Origin of the sequence: Streptomyces sp. NPDC015346, assembly GCF_043078785.1 — a bacterium.
Taxonomy (GTDB): Bacteria; Actinomycetota; Actinomycetes; order Streptomycetales; family Streptomycetaceae; genus Streptomyces.
Genome location: NZ_JBIBTW010000004.1, coordinates 335,549 through 349,827, shown reverse-complemented (window position 1 = coordinate 349,827; position 14,279 = coordinate 335,549). Strand labels below are relative to the sequence as shown.

Annotated in this window: 17 protein-coding genes; 16 read left to right on the top strand and 1 reads right to left on the bottom strand. The window is 72.7% G+C overall.

Annotation, left to right across the window (positions count from 1 at the left end; genetic code table 11):
* Window positions 1-64 precede the first annotated feature (64 nt).
* The 11 genes from ACF06X_RS16655 (at window position 65) to ACF06X_RS16605 (ending at window position 10,092) form a co-directional block, all read left to right on the top strand.
* On the top strand, window positions 65-913 hold the full coding sequence (locus ACF06X_RS16655; RefSeq protein ID WP_392288006.1) for a helix-turn-helix domain-containing protein: 849 nt from the start codon (window positions 65-67) through the stop codon (window positions 911-913).
* 14 nt (window positions 914-927) lie between these two features.
* Complete coding sequence (locus tag ACF06X_RS16650; RefSeq protein WP_392288005.1) at window positions 928-1,137, top strand: DUF397 domain-containing protein; 210 nt, start codon at window positions 928-930, stop codon at window positions 1,135-1,137.
* 40 nt (window positions 1,138-1,177) lie between these two features.
* Window positions 1,178-1,939, top strand: coding sequence for a hypothetical protein (locus ACF06X_RS16645; RefSeq protein WP_392288004.1), 762 nt, complete (start codon window positions 1,178-1,180; stop codon window positions 1,937-1,939).
* A 40-nt stretch (window positions 1,940-1,979) separates the two neighbouring features.
* Complete coding sequence (gene glmS, locus ACF06X_RS16640) at window positions 1,980-3,827, top strand: glutamine--fructose-6-phosphate transaminase (isomerizing) (protein WP_392288003.1); 1,848 nt, start codon at window positions 1,980-1,982, stop codon at window positions 3,825-3,827.
* A 7-nt stretch (window positions 3,828-3,834) separates the two neighbouring features.
* On the top strand, window positions 3,835-4,203 hold the full coding sequence (locus ACF06X_RS16635) for a holo-ACP synthase (protein WP_158989461.1): 369 nt from the start codon (window positions 3,835-3,837) through the stop codon (window positions 4,201-4,203).
* A gap of 177 nt (window positions 4,204-4,380) precedes the next feature.
* Window positions 4,381-5,865, top strand: coding sequence for an NAD(P)H-hydrate dehydratase (locus tag ACF06X_RS16630; RefSeq protein WP_392288002.1), 1,485 nt, complete (start codon window positions 4,381-4,383; stop codon window positions 5,863-5,865).
* A 90-nt stretch (window positions 5,866-5,955) separates the two neighbouring features.
* A complete protein-coding gene (locus ACF06X_RS16625; RefSeq protein WP_392288001.1) occupies window positions 5,956-6,846 on the top strand; it encodes a L,D-transpeptidase family protein in 891 nt (296 codons plus the stop codon).
* Between the two features lie 20 nt (window positions 6,847-6,866).
* The gene (gene alr, locus ACF06X_RS16620) at window positions 6,867-8,021 is read left to right on the top strand and encodes an alanine racemase (protein WP_392288000.1); all 1,155 of its coding nucleotides are present in this window, start codon (window positions 6,867-6,869) and stop codon (window positions 8,019-8,021) included.
* A gap of 69 nt (window positions 8,022-8,090) precedes the next feature.
* The gene (locus tag ACF06X_RS16615) at window positions 8,091-9,272 is read left to right on the top strand and encodes an alpha/beta fold hydrolase (RefSeq protein ID WP_392287999.1); all 1,182 of its coding nucleotides are present in this window, start codon (window positions 8,091-8,093) and stop codon (window positions 9,270-9,272) included.
* Window positions 9,273-9,282: 10 nt separating this feature from the next.
* Window positions 9,283-9,792: a tRNA (adenosine(37)-N6)-threonylcarbamoyltransferase complex ATPase subunit type 1 TsaE gene (tsaE, locus tag ACF06X_RS16610; RefSeq protein ID WP_392287998.1), complete on the top strand. Its 510-nt coding sequence runs from the start codon at window positions 9,283-9,285 to the stop codon at window positions 9,790-9,792.
* Window positions 9,793-9,963: 171 nt separating this feature from the next.
* Window positions 9,964-10,092: a hypothetical protein gene (locus ACF06X_RS16605; protein WP_392287997.1), complete on the top strand. Its 129-nt coding sequence runs from the start codon at window positions 9,964-9,966 to the stop codon at window positions 10,090-10,092.
* A gap of 82 nt (window positions 10,093-10,174) precedes the next feature.
* Here the strand turns inward: ACF06X_RS16605 and ACF06X_RS16600 are convergent, their stop codons facing one another.
* On the bottom strand, window positions 10,175-10,741 hold the full coding sequence (locus ACF06X_RS16600; RefSeq protein WP_392287996.1) for a hypothetical protein: 567 nt from the start codon (window positions 10,739-10,741) through the stop codon (window positions 10,175-10,177).
* Window positions 10,742-10,876: 135 nt separating this feature from the next.
* Here ACF06X_RS16600 and tsaB point away from each other — a divergent pair, with 135 nt between their 5' ends.
* The 5 genes from tsaB (at window position 10,877) to ACF06X_RS16575 (ending at window position 14,277) form a co-directional block, all read left to right on the top strand.
* On the top strand, window positions 10,877-11,533 hold the full coding sequence (gene tsaB / locus ACF06X_RS16595; protein ID WP_392287995.1) for a tRNA (adenosine(37)-N6)-threonylcarbamoyltransferase complex dimerization subunit type 1 TsaB: 657 nt from the start codon (window positions 10,877-10,879) through the stop codon (window positions 11,531-11,533).
* A gap of 5 nt (window positions 11,534-11,538) precedes the next feature.
* Window positions 11,539-12,042 carry a ribosomal protein S18-alanine N-acetyltransferase gene (gene rimI, locus ACF06X_RS16590; RefSeq protein WP_392288428.1) on the top strand — a complete coding sequence of 168 codons (504 nt, stop codon included), beginning with the start codon at window positions 11,539-11,541 and terminating at the stop codon, window positions 12,040-12,042.
* On the top strand, window positions 12,032-13,141 hold the full coding sequence (tsaD, locus tag ACF06X_RS16585; protein WP_392287994.1) for a tRNA (adenosine(37)-N6)-threonylcarbamoyltransferase complex transferase subunit TsaD: 1,110 nt from the start codon (window positions 12,032-12,034) through the stop codon (window positions 13,139-13,141). Before rimI ends, tsaD begins: the two co-directional genes overlap by 11 nt.
* Window positions 13,138-13,392 (top strand): hypothetical protein, encoded by a 255-nt coding sequence (locus ACF06X_RS16580; RefSeq protein ID WP_392287993.1) that lies wholly within the window; start codon window positions 13,138-13,140, stop codon window positions 13,390-13,392. Before tsaD ends, ACF06X_RS16580 begins: the two co-directional genes overlap by 4 nt.
* Window positions 13,393-13,491: 99 nt before the next feature.
* The gene (locus tag ACF06X_RS16575; protein WP_392288427.1) at window positions 13,492-14,277 is read left to right on the top strand and encodes a polysaccharide deacetylase family protein; all 786 of its coding nucleotides are present in this window, start codon (window positions 13,492-13,494) and stop codon (window positions 14,275-14,277) included.
* Window positions 14,278-14,279: the final 2 nt, after the last annotated feature.

The following is a 14,279-nucleotide window of genomic DNA, read 5'->3' as shown; positions in this document are numbered from 1 at the left end:
ACCATCGCAAGATGCCCTGTGTGGGTGACAGGGTCGTGAATGTGTGTGCGACGAACGGAGATCTGTGCGTCCCAGTACTGCCCCCACGCTCCGCCAACAGCGACTCGGCGCGGAGCTGCGGAAGTTGCGCGAGCAGGCCGGCCTCAGCTCCACCAGCGCCGCAGCGCTGCTCGGCCTCAACCAGGCGCGCGTCAGCAGTATCGAGTCGGGCCGTTACGCGGTGAGCGCCGAGCGAGTGCGCGCCTTCGCGCGCGGCTACGACTGCGCGGACGAGCCGCTCGTCGAAGCGCTGTGTGCCATGACGGGCGGGCGGACCCGGGGCTGGTGGGACGAGTACCGCGAGTACCTGCCCGCAGCCCTGGCCGACCTGGCCGAACTGGAGCATCACGCCGTGGCCTTGCGCGTCAGCCTGGTGATTCACATCCCGGCTCTGCTTCAGACGGCCGATCACGCCCGGGCGCTGTTCCGGGAAGTGGCGCCGCCGCTCCTTCCGTACGAGATGGAGCACCGGCTTTCCCACCGCATCAAGCGGCAGGGCGTGCTGTACGGCGAAGCCCCGGTGCCCTACACCGCGCTGATCCATGAGGCCGCGCTGCGGATGGGTTTCGGCGGGCCGGAGGTCTCCCGCGCGCAGCTCCAGCACCTCATCGACATGGGGGAGCGGGACAACATCACCGTGCAGGTGACCCCCTTCGGCAGTGGCTTCGCGGGCACCGGGCAGTCCGTGGACTACATCTCGGGCTCAGTGCCCCAGCTCGACACCGTGCAGTTGGACACCCACCACGGCTGTGAGTTCCTCGACGCGCGAGCCCAACTGGCGAAGTACGCGTCGGTACTCGACCGGATACAGGAAGCCGCTCTGAGCCCGGCCGCCTCGCGGGATTTCATCCACCGGCTTGTCCAAGAGATCTGAGGAGGGGCTGCAAAGTGCCCACGTACCAGTGGAGGAAGTCCTCCTACAGCGGCGATGCCTCCAACTGCGTCTGCGTCGCCCTCGCCCCCGACGGCTCCGTCCGCATCCGTGACAGCAAGGTGCCCGGCGTCATCGTCGCCGCCAGTGCCGAAGCCCTCCGGGTGTTCGTCGAGGCCGTCGGGGGAGCGCACCCCGGTGAGCCACGGGGCGCGGCCCGTACATAGGGTTCGCACAGATTCGCTTGCCCCGACAGAGAGTTGCGTCATGAGAGCCACCGCCCTTCGCCGTACCGCCGTCGCCGCCACCACCGTCTCTCTGGCGCTGCTCGTCACCGCCTGCGGTGGTGGAAAGGAGGAGGGCGGCGACAAGGGGAAGGACGCCCCCAAGGGCTCCGCCTCCGCCTCCGCCGCGCCCGACGCCAAGGCGCTCTCCGCCGCCGAGCTGGAGAAGCTGATCATCGAGCGGGCCGATGTCCCGGGGTACCAGGTGCAGAAGGGCAAGCCGACCGACGTCGTTCCGTCCAGCGCCGTCACGACGGACAAGCCGGCCTGCAAGCCGCTCGCCGACGCCCTGTCGTTCATCGCGACCGGAAACCCCGGGGCCAGCGTCATGCGCAAGGCGATCGCCGAGCCGAAGAAGGACAAGGCGACCTCGCCGGAGGACATCATGGGCGCGCTGGGCGCGCCGGTGACGGCCGTGACGCTCGGCTCGTACGACGGGAAGGGCGCCCAGGACGCGTTCGCCTCGCTGAAGACGGCCGGCGCCGAGTGCGCGGGCGGCTTCACGCTGAACGGCGGCGGCGAGAAGACGAAGATCATGAAGGTCGCCCCGGAGACCGTGACCGCCGGTGAGGAGGCCGTCGCCTTCACCGTCACCACCGACATGGACGGCAAGCCGTTCATCAGCAAGCTCGTGGCCTTCCGCAAGGGCAACACCCTCGCGTCCTTCTCCGTCATCAGCCTCGCCGGCAAGGTGACGGAGCTCCCGAAGGCCGTCGTCGACGCGCAGTCCACCAAGCTGGGCTGAGTCCGGCCCCGCGGCGGCCTTCGGCCTTAGGCTGCCGACCATGTGCGGAATCGTGGGTTACGTCGGCGGGCAGTCGGCGCTTGATGTGGTGATCGCGGGCCTCAAGCGGCTCGAGTACCGGGGCTACGACTCGGCCGGTGTCGCGGTGCTCTCCGACGGAGGACTGGCCGCGGCGAAGAAGGCGGGCAAGCTCGTCAATCTGGAGAAAGAGCTGGTGGACCGGCCGCTGCCGAGCGGCGCCACCGGCATCGGGCACACCCGCTGGGCCACCCACGGCGGGCCCACCGACGCCAACGCGCACCCGCATCTGGACAACGCGGGGCGCGTGGCCGTCGTCCACAACGGGATCATCGAGAACTTCGCCGCCCTGCGCGCCGAGCTGGAGGAGCGGGGCCACGACCTGGCGTCCGAGACGGACACCGAGGTCGTCGCCCATCTCCTCGCCGAGGAGTTCTCCTCCTGCGGCGACCTCGCGGAGGCGATGCGGCTGGTGTGCCGCCGGCTCGACGGGGCGTTCACGCTGGTCGCGGTGCACGCCGACGAGCCCGACGTGGTCGTCGGCGCGCGCCGCAACTCACCGCTGGTGGTCGGCGTCGGCGAGGGTGAGTTCTTCCTCGCCTCCGACGTGGCCGCCTTCATCGCCCATACGCGCGCGGCCATCGAACTGGGCCAGGACCAGGTGGTGAAGCTGTCCCGCGAGGGCGTCGAGGTCACCGACTTCGGCGGCGCCCCCGCCGACGTACGGTCGTACCACGTGGACTGGGACGCCTCGGCCGCCGAGAAGGGCGGTTACGACTACTTCATGCTCAAGGAGATCGCCGAGCAGCCCAAGGCCGTCGCCGACACCCTCCTCGGGCGGATCGACGCCGAGGGCCGTCTCAGGCTCGACGAGGTGCGCATCCCCGACGCGGTGCTGCGCGAGGCCGACAAGGTCGTCATCATCGCCTGCGGCACCGCCTTCCACTCCGGTCTGATCGCGAAGTACGCGATCGAGCACTGGACCAGGATCCCCTGCGAGGTGGAGCTCGCCAGCGAGTTCCGCTACCGCGACCCCATCCTCGGCCAGCGCACCCTCGTCATCGCCATCTCCCAGTCCGGCGAGACGATGGACACCCTGATGGCCCTGCGGCACGCGCGCGAGCAGGGCGCGAAGGTGCTCGCCATCTGCAACACGAACGGCTCCACGATCCCCAGGGAGTCGGACGCCGTGCTCTACACGCACGCCGGTCCCGAGGTCGCCGTCGCGTCGACGAAGGCCTTCCTGACGCAGTTGGTGGCCTGCTATCTGGTGGCGCTGTATCTGGGGCAGGTGCGCGGTACGAAGTGGGGCGACGAGATCCACGCCGTGATCCGCGAACTCGCCCGGAGCGCCGACGACGTCGAGCGCGTCCTGGAGACGATGGAGCCGGTGCGCGCGCTGGCCCGTTCGCTCGCGCACAAGGACACGGTCCTCTTCCTCGGCCGGCACGTCGGCTACCCGGTGGCCCTCGAAGGCGCGCTGAAGCTGAAGGAACTGGCGTACATGCACGCCGAGGGCTTCGCGGCGGGCGAGCTCAAGCACGGGCCGATCGCGCTCATCGAGGAGGACCTGCCGGTCGTCGTCGTGGTGCCGTCCCCGAAGGGCCGGTCGGTCCTCCACGACAAGATCGTCTCCAACATCCAGGAGATCCGGGCGCGCGGGGCGCGGACGATCGTCATCGCCGAGGAGGGCGACGAGACCGTCGTCCCGTACGCCGACCATCTCATCCGTATCCCGGCAACGCCTACGCTGCTCCAGCCGCTGGTCTCCACCGTGCCGCTCCAGGTCTTCGCCTGCGAACTGGCCACGGCGCGCGGCAACGAGGTGGACCAGCCGCGCAACCTGGCGAAATCTGTGACCGTGGAGTGATGAGCGAATGATCATCGGGGTGGGCATCGACGTGGCCGAGGTGGACCGCTTCGCGGCCTCGCTGGAGCGGACCCCCGGGCTGCTCCAGCGGCTCTTCGTCGAACGGGAGCTGCTGCTGCCGAGCGGCGAGCGGCGCGGGCCCGCCTCGCTGGCCGTCCGCTTCGCGGCGAAGGAGGCGCTGGCCAAGGCGCTCGGGGCGCCGGCGGGTCTGCACTGGACCGACGCGGAGGTGTACGTCGAGGAGAGCGGGCAGCCCCGGCTGCGGGTGCGCGGGACGGTGGCGGCACGGGCGGCGGAGCTGGGGGTGCGGCACTGGCACGTGTCGCTCAGCCATGACGCGGGCGTGGCGTCGGCGGTGGTGATCGCGGAGGGTTAGCCCCCGGCGGGCGTACGGCGGTACGAGGGGGTACGGCGCGGCGGTACGCGGGCGGTGCGGAGGCCGTACGGGGGCGCGGTGCGGCGGCCTACGAGCCGTACCGCCGCGCCCCCTTCCGAGCGGGCGTCAACCCGCGTCCCCACGCACGGGCTTGAGTCGTGCGGCAGACTGCGGGGCATGCGTACCGCTTACCGTGTGGAGACGATCCGGGCCGCGGAGGCCGAGCTGATGAGCCGTCTGCCGGAGGGCACGCTCATGCGACGGGCGGCCGCCGGGCTCGCCGCCGCCTGCTTCTCGCTGCTCGGCCGTGGCCGGGTGTACGGAGCGAGGGTCGTCCTGCTCGTGGGCAGCGGGGACAACGGCGGCGACGCGCTCTTCGCCGGGGCGCGGCTCGCGCGGCGCGGGGCGGGCGTGACGGCCGTCCTGCTCGGCTCGCGCGCGCACCAGGGCGGGCTCGCCGCGCTGCGGGCGGCCGGGGGGCGCGTGGCGGAGGATCCGTTCGAGCCGCTCGCGGCGGCCGATCTCGTCCTGGACGGGATCACCGGAATCGGCGGGCGCGGGGGGCTGCGGCCGGACGCGGTCCCGGTCGCCCGGGCGGCGCGCGGCTCTGGCGCGGTCGTCGTCGCCGTCGACCTGCCGAGCGGGGTCGACGCGGACACGGGGGAGGTGACGGGCGAGGTGCTGCGCGCGGACGCGACGGTGACCTTCGGGGCGTACAAGCCGGGGTTGCTGATCGACCCGGCGCGGGAGTACGCGGGTGCGGTACGGCTCGTCGACATCGGTCTTGGGGACTTCCTGCCCTCCGTGCCCGAGCTCCAGGCCCTCCAGCACGAGGAGGTGGCCCGGATGCTGCCCGTCCCGGCGGCCGAGAGCGACAAGTACCGGCGGGGCGTGGTGGGCGTGGTCGCCGGCTCCCGGCGCTATCCGGGCGCGGCCGTCCTCGCGGTGGCGGGCGCGCTGCACGGCGGCGCGGGGGCCGTGCGGTACGTCGGGCCGGCGGGGGAGGCCGTGATCGCGCGCTTTCCGGAGACGCTGGTGCACGCGGGGCCGCCGGCGAAGGCGGGGCGGGTGCAGGCGTGGGTGGTGGGGCCGGGGCTCGGCGACGCGCCGGGCGTGGACGACGTCCTGGCCTCGGACGTGCCGGTGCTGGTGGACGCGGACGGGCTGCGGGACCTGTCGGCGGAGCTGGTCCGGACCCGTACGGCCCCGACGCTCCTCACCCCGCACGCGGGGGAGGCGGCGGCGCTCCTCGGCGTGGCCAGGGAGGCGGTGGAGGCCGGTCGCCTCGCGGCGGTACGGGAGCTGGCGGCGCGCTTCGGGGCGACGGTGCTCTTGAAGGGCTCGACGACGCTGGTGGCGGAGGCCGGGGGGCGCGGGCCGGTCCGGGTGAACCCCACGGGCACGTCCTGGCTGGCGACGGCGGGCAGCGGCGATGTCCTGTCGGGTCTCGCGGGGTCCTTGCTGGCCGCGGGCCTGCCGGCCCTGGACGCCGGCTCGGCGGCCGCGTACCTGCACGGCCTGGCGGCGCGGCGGGCGTCGGGGGGCGCGTCGGGTGCCGCTTCGGGCGGCGCGTCGGGCGGCGCGTCAGGAGGTGCGTCGCCGATCGCGGCGGGAGAGGTGGCGACGGCGCTGTCGGGGGCGTGGCGGGACGTCACCTCGTAGCAGGGAAGCCCACCCCCGGCCGGGGGAAAGCGTTGGTCCAGGTGTGGGGTTGGGCGGGCGGAGCGGCGCGGGGGCGGATTGGCTGGGCGCGTGATCAGATCGACCGCCCCCTCTCGTGCCGTGACGCTGCTGCTCGTGGCCGCAGCCGCCCTTCCGCTGACCCCCGGCCCCGCGCTCGCCGACCCGGCGCCGCCGCCCCCGGCCCCGGCGCCCGCCCCCGCGCCCGACGTCCTCGTCCCAGGAGTCCCCGGCGGCGGGCGGGCCGAGTACCCCATGGACACGCCCGACCAGGTGTTGCCGCCGCTCCAGCAGGAGGGTGAGGGGATCCCCGTACCCGAGCCCGAGGCCCCTGTCGACGAACTGGTCGAGTACGTGCCGCGCAGCGCCCTCGCCGCCGCCTGCACCGCCAAGACCGGCAGCCACCAGCGTCGGGTCGAGCAGCTGCTCGGGCTCAAGGCCGACGGCAAGCAGTCCGCCGCCGACTGCAAGGCCATCCGCGCCTTCCAGGTCAAGGAGAAGATCAAACCCGCCAACGGGTACGCGGGGCCCGTCACCTGGGCCCGCGCCGAGCTCCTCGCCGCCCGCAAGAACCCCGACCCCGCCGGCAAGTGCCCCGCCAAGAAGGAGACCGTCGCCTGCGTCGACCTGAACCGCGAGCTCATGTGGGTGCGGAAGAACAAGAAGGTCACCTTCGGACCGGTCAACATCCGCAGCGGCCGTCCCGGCTACCGCACCCGTACCGGCTGGAAGAAGATCTACTGGCGCAACAAGAACCACTGGTCCACCATCTACAACACCCCCATGCCCTACTCCCAGTTCTTCGACGGCGGACAGGCCTTCCACGCCGTCTACGGCCAGCTCGCCACCCCCACCGGCAGCCGGGGTTGCGTCAATCTCAGCCACGCCCACGCCAAGAAACTCTGGGACGTGCTCCGCAAGGGTGACCGGGTCTACATCTGGGGAAAGCGGCCCGGGAGCTGACACCTGAGAGACTGGGCGCGATGACTGAGACACCGCCGCCCCGCAGAGCCCGCGCCGAGATCGACCTCGGCGCGCTGCGTGCGAACGTCCGCACGCTGCGCGCCCGCGTCGCGCCCCACGCCCAGGTGATGGCCGTGGTCAAGGCGGACGCGTACGGACACGGCGCCGTCCGCTGTGCCCGCGCCGCCCTCGACGCGGGCGTCGGCTGGCTCGGCACGGCCACCCCGCACGAGGCGCTCGCGCTGCGCGCCGCCGGGATCACGGAGGCCGACGCGCGGATCCTGTGCTGGCTCTGGACGCCCGGAGACCCCTGGGCGGACGGCGTCGCGGCCGGCCTCGACATGACCGTCAGCGGAATGTGGGCCCTTCGGGAGGTCGTCGAAGCCGCCCGGCAGACGGGGAAGCGGGCGCGTGTCCAGCTGAAGGCCGACACCGGCCTCGGCCGCAACGGCTGCCAGCCCGCCGACTGGCCGGAACTCGTCGGCGAGGCCCTGAAGGCCGAGAGCCAGGGCCTGCTCACGATCACCGGTCTCTGGTCGCACTTCGCCTGCGCCGACGAGCCCGGCCACCCCTCCATCGCCTCCCAGCTCGACTCCTTCCACACGATGCTGGAGTACGCCGAGAAGGCGGGCGTCGAGCCCGAGGTCCGGCACATCGCCAACTCCCCGGCCACCCTCACCCTGCCCGAGACCCACTTCGACCTCGTCCGGCCGGGCATCGCCATGTACGGCGTCTCGCCCAGCCCCGAGCTCGGCACCTCCGCCGACTTCGGCCTGCGCCCGGTGATGACGCTCGCGGCGAGCATCGCCCTGGTCAAGCAGGTCCCCGCCGGGCACGGCGTCAGCTACGGACACCACTACGTCACCGAGCGGGAGACGCACCTCGGCCTGGTGCCGCTCGGGTACGCCGACGGCATCCCGCGCCACGCCTCCGGCCGCGGCCCCGTCCTGGTCGGCGACCGGGTCCGCCGGGTGGCCGGCCGGGTCGCCATGGACCAGTTCGTGGTCGACCTCGGGAGCGACACCGTCGAGCCGGGCGCGGAGGCGCTGCTCTTCGGCCCCGGCGACCGGGGCGAGCCGACCGCCGAGGACTGGGCACGGGCCGCCGACACCATCGCGTACGAGATCGTCACGCGCATCGGCGCGCGCGTCCCGCGCGTCTATCTGAACGGGTAGCGGCAGCCGAGAGAGACGCCGAGAGAAGAGACGCCGAGAGAGTCGCGGCGAGGGACGGGGAGCGATCACGTGAGCGAGTCCAGCACCGACAACTGGCGCCGGGCCGGCTTCGCCGGTGCCGCGCTGGGCGTCCTGGCCGCCGGCGCGGCGGCCGGCGTCGCCCTGGAGCGGCTCACCGTCGGGCGCGGCATGCGCCAGAAGGCGCGCCTCGCTCTCGACGCCTCCGGCCCCTACGGCTCCCTCCGGGGCACCCCCGGCAAGGCGATCGCCGACGACACCACCGCCCTGTACTACGAGGTCGACGAGGTCGACCCGGAGAACAGGCCCGGCAGCGCCCCGCGCAAGCGGCGGCTCTTCGGCCGCAAGGCCCCCGCCCCCGTGACGGTCGTCTTCAGCCACGGCTACTGCCTCACCCAGGACTCCTGGCACTTCCAGCGGGCGGCGCTGCGCGGCCTGGTCCGTACCGTCCACTGGGACCAGCGCAGTCACGGGCGGTCCGAGCGGGGGGTCGCCCAGGCCGGGCCCGACGGGCTGCCCGTCTCCATCGACCGCCTCGGCCGCGACCTGAAGGCCGTCATCGACGCGGCCGCGCCCGTGGGACCGCTGGTCCTGGTGGGGCACTCGATGGGCGGCATGACGATCATGGCGCTCGCCGACGCGTACCCCGAGCTGATCCGCGAGCGGGTCGTCGGGGTGGCCTTCGTCGGCACCTCCACGGGCCGGCTGGGTGAGGTGAACTACGGGCTGCCGACGGCCGGGGTCAACGCGGTGCGGCGGGTGCTGCCCGGCGTCCTGAAGGCGCTCGGCTCACAGGCGGAGCTGGTCGAGCGGGGCCGCAGGGCCACCGCCGATCTCTTCGCCGGGCTGATCAAGAGGTACTCCTTCTCCTCGAAGGACGTGGACCCGGCGGTCGCCCGGTTCGCGGAGCGGATGATCGAGTCGACGCCGATCGACGTGGTCGCCGAGTTCTATCCGGCCTTCGCCGATCACGACAAGGCGGAGGCGCTCGCCGCCTTCCGTGACGTGCCGGTGCTCGCCCTGGCCGGCGACCGTGACCTGGTCACCCCCAGTTCGCACACCGAGGCCATCGCCGATCTGCTGCCGGACAGCGAACTGGTCATCGTGCCGGACGCCGGGCACCTGGTGATGCTGGAGCACCCCGAGGCGGTCACCGACCGGCTGGCGGACCTGCTCGTCCGGGTCGGCGCGGTCCCCGCGACAGGGGCGAGGACGGGTTCGGTCAGCGGCTAAGTTTGGTCGTATGGAAGCACCGCTCACCCCCTCCGCCCCCGCCTCCGGGGCCACGCTCGACGTCGACTCCCCCGAGCAGATGCAGGAGATCGGCCGCCGCCTGGCGAAGCTGCTGCGCCCCGGCGACCTCGTGATGCTCACCGGCGAGCTGGGCGCCGGGAAGACGACGCTCACCCGCGGCCTGGGCGAGGGCCTCGGCGTGCGGGGCGCCGTCACCTCCCCGACCTTCGTCATCGCCCGCGTCCACCCCTCCCTGGTCGGCGGCCCCGCCCTGGTCCATGTCGACGCCTACCGCCTCGGCGGCGGCCTCGACGAGATGGAGGACCTCGACCTGGACGTCTCGCTGCCCGAGTCGGTGGTCGTCGTGGAGTGGGGCGACGGCAAGGTCGAGGACCTGACGGAGGACCGGCTGCACGTGCTGATCCACCGGGTCGTCGGCGACACGGACGACGACCGGCGCACGGTCGTGCTGCGCGGGATCGGCGCCCGGTGGGCGGACGAGGAACTCCGGCTCGGATGAGACCTCGCCGGTGCCGCACGGCTGAACGTACGTAGGTTCCGACAAGGTGTCGGGAAGATGTTGCATCGGTCGTACGAGCCGTGGTGACATGGATGCACGAGCTGGTTAGGTGTACCTAACCTACGGGAGGCATGCATGGCGACGCCAGAGCGCGCGGAAGAGCGCATCTCGATGAGTGACCTGCTGGCGTCCTGTGCCGCCGCGAGCGCGGTGTCGACACCACCGCGCGAGGCGGACCCGGCGGAGGCCGAGCCCGACGTCGTCGAGCACGAGAGCCCGGTGCGGCGCGAAGCCGCGTAGGAATGCCTTGTACGTAGTGAAGGCCGGGCTGCGACGCCCGGGCGTGTGACCGATCGGCGTGCGGGTAACCCGTACGGGCGATCTAGGCGACGACGACGACCTTCGCGCCGATCGAGGCGAACGTCCACATCGCCTCGCCGTCCGCCCGCTTCATGCGGATGCCGCCCGTCTTGCGTGCCGGATCCGGCGTCGGAAGCGAGCCGTCGACCGCCGCGCTGAAGCCGATCGAGACGTCCTGGACCGTGGTGAACCGCACGACGTGCTCGATCTGCACCCCGTCGGAGCCCGTCACCGCGCCCGAGCGGGACGTGACGGTGTACTGCCCCGGCGCCGGGTGGACCGTGCTGGGCATCACCGAGAACGTATGGGTGGCCTGGCCCTTCTCGTCCACCAGCCACACCCGGCGCTCGGCCAGCGCGTACACGACGCGCGCGCCGGTGCCCGAGTGCGCCGGGACGGCGAGGGGGTCCTTCACCTTCTTGGGGGGCCCGCCCGTCGCGGCCGCCGTCGGGGCCGCGTTCGGCGTCCTCGGCTCGACCATCGAGAAGTCCCCGGGCGCGTTGGCCGACGCCTGATAGGCGAGGAAGGCGACCGCGGCGACCGCCGCCGCGGTGAGCGCGGCCACGAACCCCGAGCTGCTCCTTGCCACCGTGCCAACCTCCCTGCCTCCGGAGCCTGCACGGCCCGGGAGTGCCCCACGTTCTGTTCGAGTGGTGACGTTAGCAGCCGCCGGCCGGTGGGACGGGGCGCCGTGCCCTGCGCCCGGGAGCCGTAGGCTGTTTGCGTGCTCTTGCTCGCCATGGATACCGCCACACCCGCTGTCACCGTCGCCCTCCACGACGGCGACTCCGTCGTCGCCGAATCGCTGCGGGTCGACGCCCGCCGCCACGGGGAGCTGCTGCTGCCCGCCGTCGACCGGGTCCTCAAGGAGGCCGGGCTGACGCTCGACGCGGTCACCGGCATCGTGGTCGGCGTCGGACCGGGGCCGTACACCGGCCTGCGCGTCGGTCTGGTCACCGCCGCCACCTTCGCCTCCGCGCTCGGCGTGCCCGTGCACGGCCTGTGCACGCTCGACGGCCTCGCCCACGCCTCCGGGATCGATGAGCCGTTCGTCGTCGCGACGGACGCGCGCCGCAAGGAGGTCTACTGGGCGCGGTACGACGACTCCCGTACGCGCGTGACCGAAGCGGCCGTCGACCGGCCGGCCGAGATCGCCGGACAGGTCGCCGGACTTCCCGCCGTCGGCGCCGGCGCCCGCCTGTACCCCGAGGTCTTCCCCGACGCCCGCGACCCCGAGCACCAGTCCGCCGGCGCGCTCGCCGCGCTCGCGGCGGAGAAGCTCGCGGCCGGCGCCGACGACTTCCTCGACCCGCTGCCGATGTACCTGCGCCGCCCGGACGCCCAGGTGCCGAAGAACTACAAGGTGGTCACGCCCAAGTGACCGCCGTGACGACGTCCGCCGCCGTGCTGCGCGAGATGCGCTGGTGGGACATCGCGCCCGTGCTGACCCTCGAACACGAGCTGTTCCCGGAGGACGCCTGGTCCGAGGGGATGTTCTGGTCCGAGCTCGCGCACGCGCGCGGGCCTCGGGCCACCCGCCGCTACGTGGTCGCCGAGGACCCGGCGGACGGCCGGCTCGTCGGCTACGCCGGGCTGGCCGCCGCCGGCGGCCTCGGCGACGTGCAGACGATCGCCGTCGCCCGCGACCAGTGGGGGACCGGGCTCGGCGCCCGGCTGCTGACCGATCTGCTCCAGCACGCCACCGCCTTCGAGTGCGAGGAGGTGCTGTTGGAGGTACGGGTGGACAACACCCGGGCCCAGAAGCTGTACGAGCGCTTCGGCTTCGAGCCCATCGGCTTCCGGCGCGGCTACTACCAGCCGGGCAATGTGGACGCGCTCGTGATGCGACTGACCGTTCAAGGAACTGAGACTGATTCTGATGGCTGCTGACGAACCGCTCGTACTCGGCATCGAGACCTCCTGCGACGAGACCGGGGTCGGCATCGTGCGGGGCACGACCCTGCTCGCCGACGCCATCGCGTCGAGCGTCGACACCCACGCGCGCTACGGCGGTGTCGTCCCCGAGATCGCCTCCCGGGCGCACCTGGAGGCGATGGTCCCCACCATCGAGCGCGCCCTGAAGACCGCCGGGGTCTCCGCGCGCGACCTCGACGGCATCGCGGTCACCGCGGGCCCCGGACTCGCGGGCGCCCTGCTCGTCGGCGTCTCGGCGGCGAAGGCGTACGCGTACGCGCTGGGCAAGCCGCTGTACGGCGTGAACCACCTGGCCTCGCACATCTGCGTCGACCAGCTGGAGCACGGCCCGCTGCCCGAGCCCACCATGGCGCTCCTGGTCTCCGGCGGTCACTCCTCGCTGCTCCTCGCGCCCGACATCACCGCCGACGTCCGTCCGATGGGCGCGACGATCGACGACGCGGCCGGCGAGGCCTTCGACAAGATCGCGCGCGTGCTCGACCTCGGCTTCCCCGGCGGTCCGGTCATCGACCGGCTCGCCAAGGAGGGCGACCCGGACGCGATCGCCTTCCCGCGCGGCCTGACCGGCGCCAAGGATCCCGCGTACGACTTCTCCTTCTCCGGCCTGAAGACGGCCGTGGCCCGCTGGATCGAGGCGAAGCGGGCGGCGGGCGAGGAGGTGCCGGTACGGGACGTGGCGGCCTCCTTCCAGGAGGCGGTCGTGGACGTGCTGACCCGCAAGGCCGTCCGGGCCTGCAAGGACGAGGGCGTCGACCACCTGATGATCGGCGGCGGCGTGGCGGCCAACTCGCGGCTGCGGGCACTGGCCGAGGAGCGGTGCGAGCGGGCCGGGATCCGGCTGCGGGTGCCGCGGCCGGGGCTCTGCACGGACAACGGTGCGATGGTGGCGGCGCTCGGCGCCGAGATGGTCGCCCGCAACCGGCCGGCCTCCGACCTGGAGCTGTCGGCGGACTCCTCGCTTCCGGTGACCGACCCGCACGTCCCGGGCAACCACGGCCACGACCATGACCACGACCACGTGCATGAGGTGAGCAAGGAGAACCTCTACTCATGAGGGTCGCCCTGATGTGGGAGGCGCGCGCGGTCCAGGGCCGCGGCGCCGAGCTCCTGGAGTGGGCGCGGGCGCGGGTGCTGCCGTACGAGCCGCTGCGGCGTGAGACCTTCCGCGCCCCGCAGGACCGGGTGCTCGTGCTGACCTGGTGGGAGGCGCCAGCGCTCGACGCCGAGCTGCCGGAGCTGCCGGAGCCGGCGGCGGAGCTGGTCACCCGTCCGGTGCACCGTTGGCGTTTCGAGTCCGTGGACTGAGGCAACCTCCGGTCGTTTCATCGCATCATCCACGGCGTGACATGCGGCGTGGGCAAGAAGATCGTGGTGTGGGCGGCGCTGACCGTCGCGGCTCTGCTGATGACGGGCTGTACGTCTGGTGCGGACGCCACCGAACGCGCGGCGACCGGCGCTCCCGCGCCTAAGGCCCCCATGGCGCCGAAGGTGCCCGACAAGGCGGCCGAGGCCGCCGCGTACCAGAAGTGGGGCCTGAAGCCCCTCGCCGCGCCGCCCGCCCCGCCGAGGACCAAGCCGGTGAGGCGGACGCCCGGCGGCCCCGTGCCGGTCGTCAGCGAGATCCCGACGAAGGACAAGGTCGTCTTCCTCACGATCGACGACGGGGCCGAGAAGGACCCGGAGTTCCTGAGGATGATGAAGGAGCTCGACGTCCCGGTGACGATGTTCCTCACCGACTCCGCCATACGTGACGACTACGGCTACTTCAAGCCACTCGCCGCCCTCGGCAACGGCGTCGCCAACCACACCCTCACCCACCCCAACCTGCGCACCCTCGGCCGCGAGGCCCAGCGCCGGGAGATCTGCGGGCAGCAGACGAGACTGGCGAAGGAGTACGGAACGACCCCGCGGCTCTTCCGCCCGCCCTACGGAAACTGGAACGAGGACACCCGCGCGGCGGCCGGGGAGTGCGGTGTGGACGCGATCGTGCTGTGGCGCGAGTCGATGCAGATCAAGAACATGCAGTACCAGCGGGGGGACGGGAAGCTGCACCCCGGCGACATCATCCTGGCCCACTTCCGCGGCCCGTCGGAGCTCAAGGGCACGACGATGACCGAGATGACGGCCAACCTGCTCCGCCACATCCAGGCACAGGGCTTCACGGTGGCCCGCCTGGAGGACTACGTGTGAGG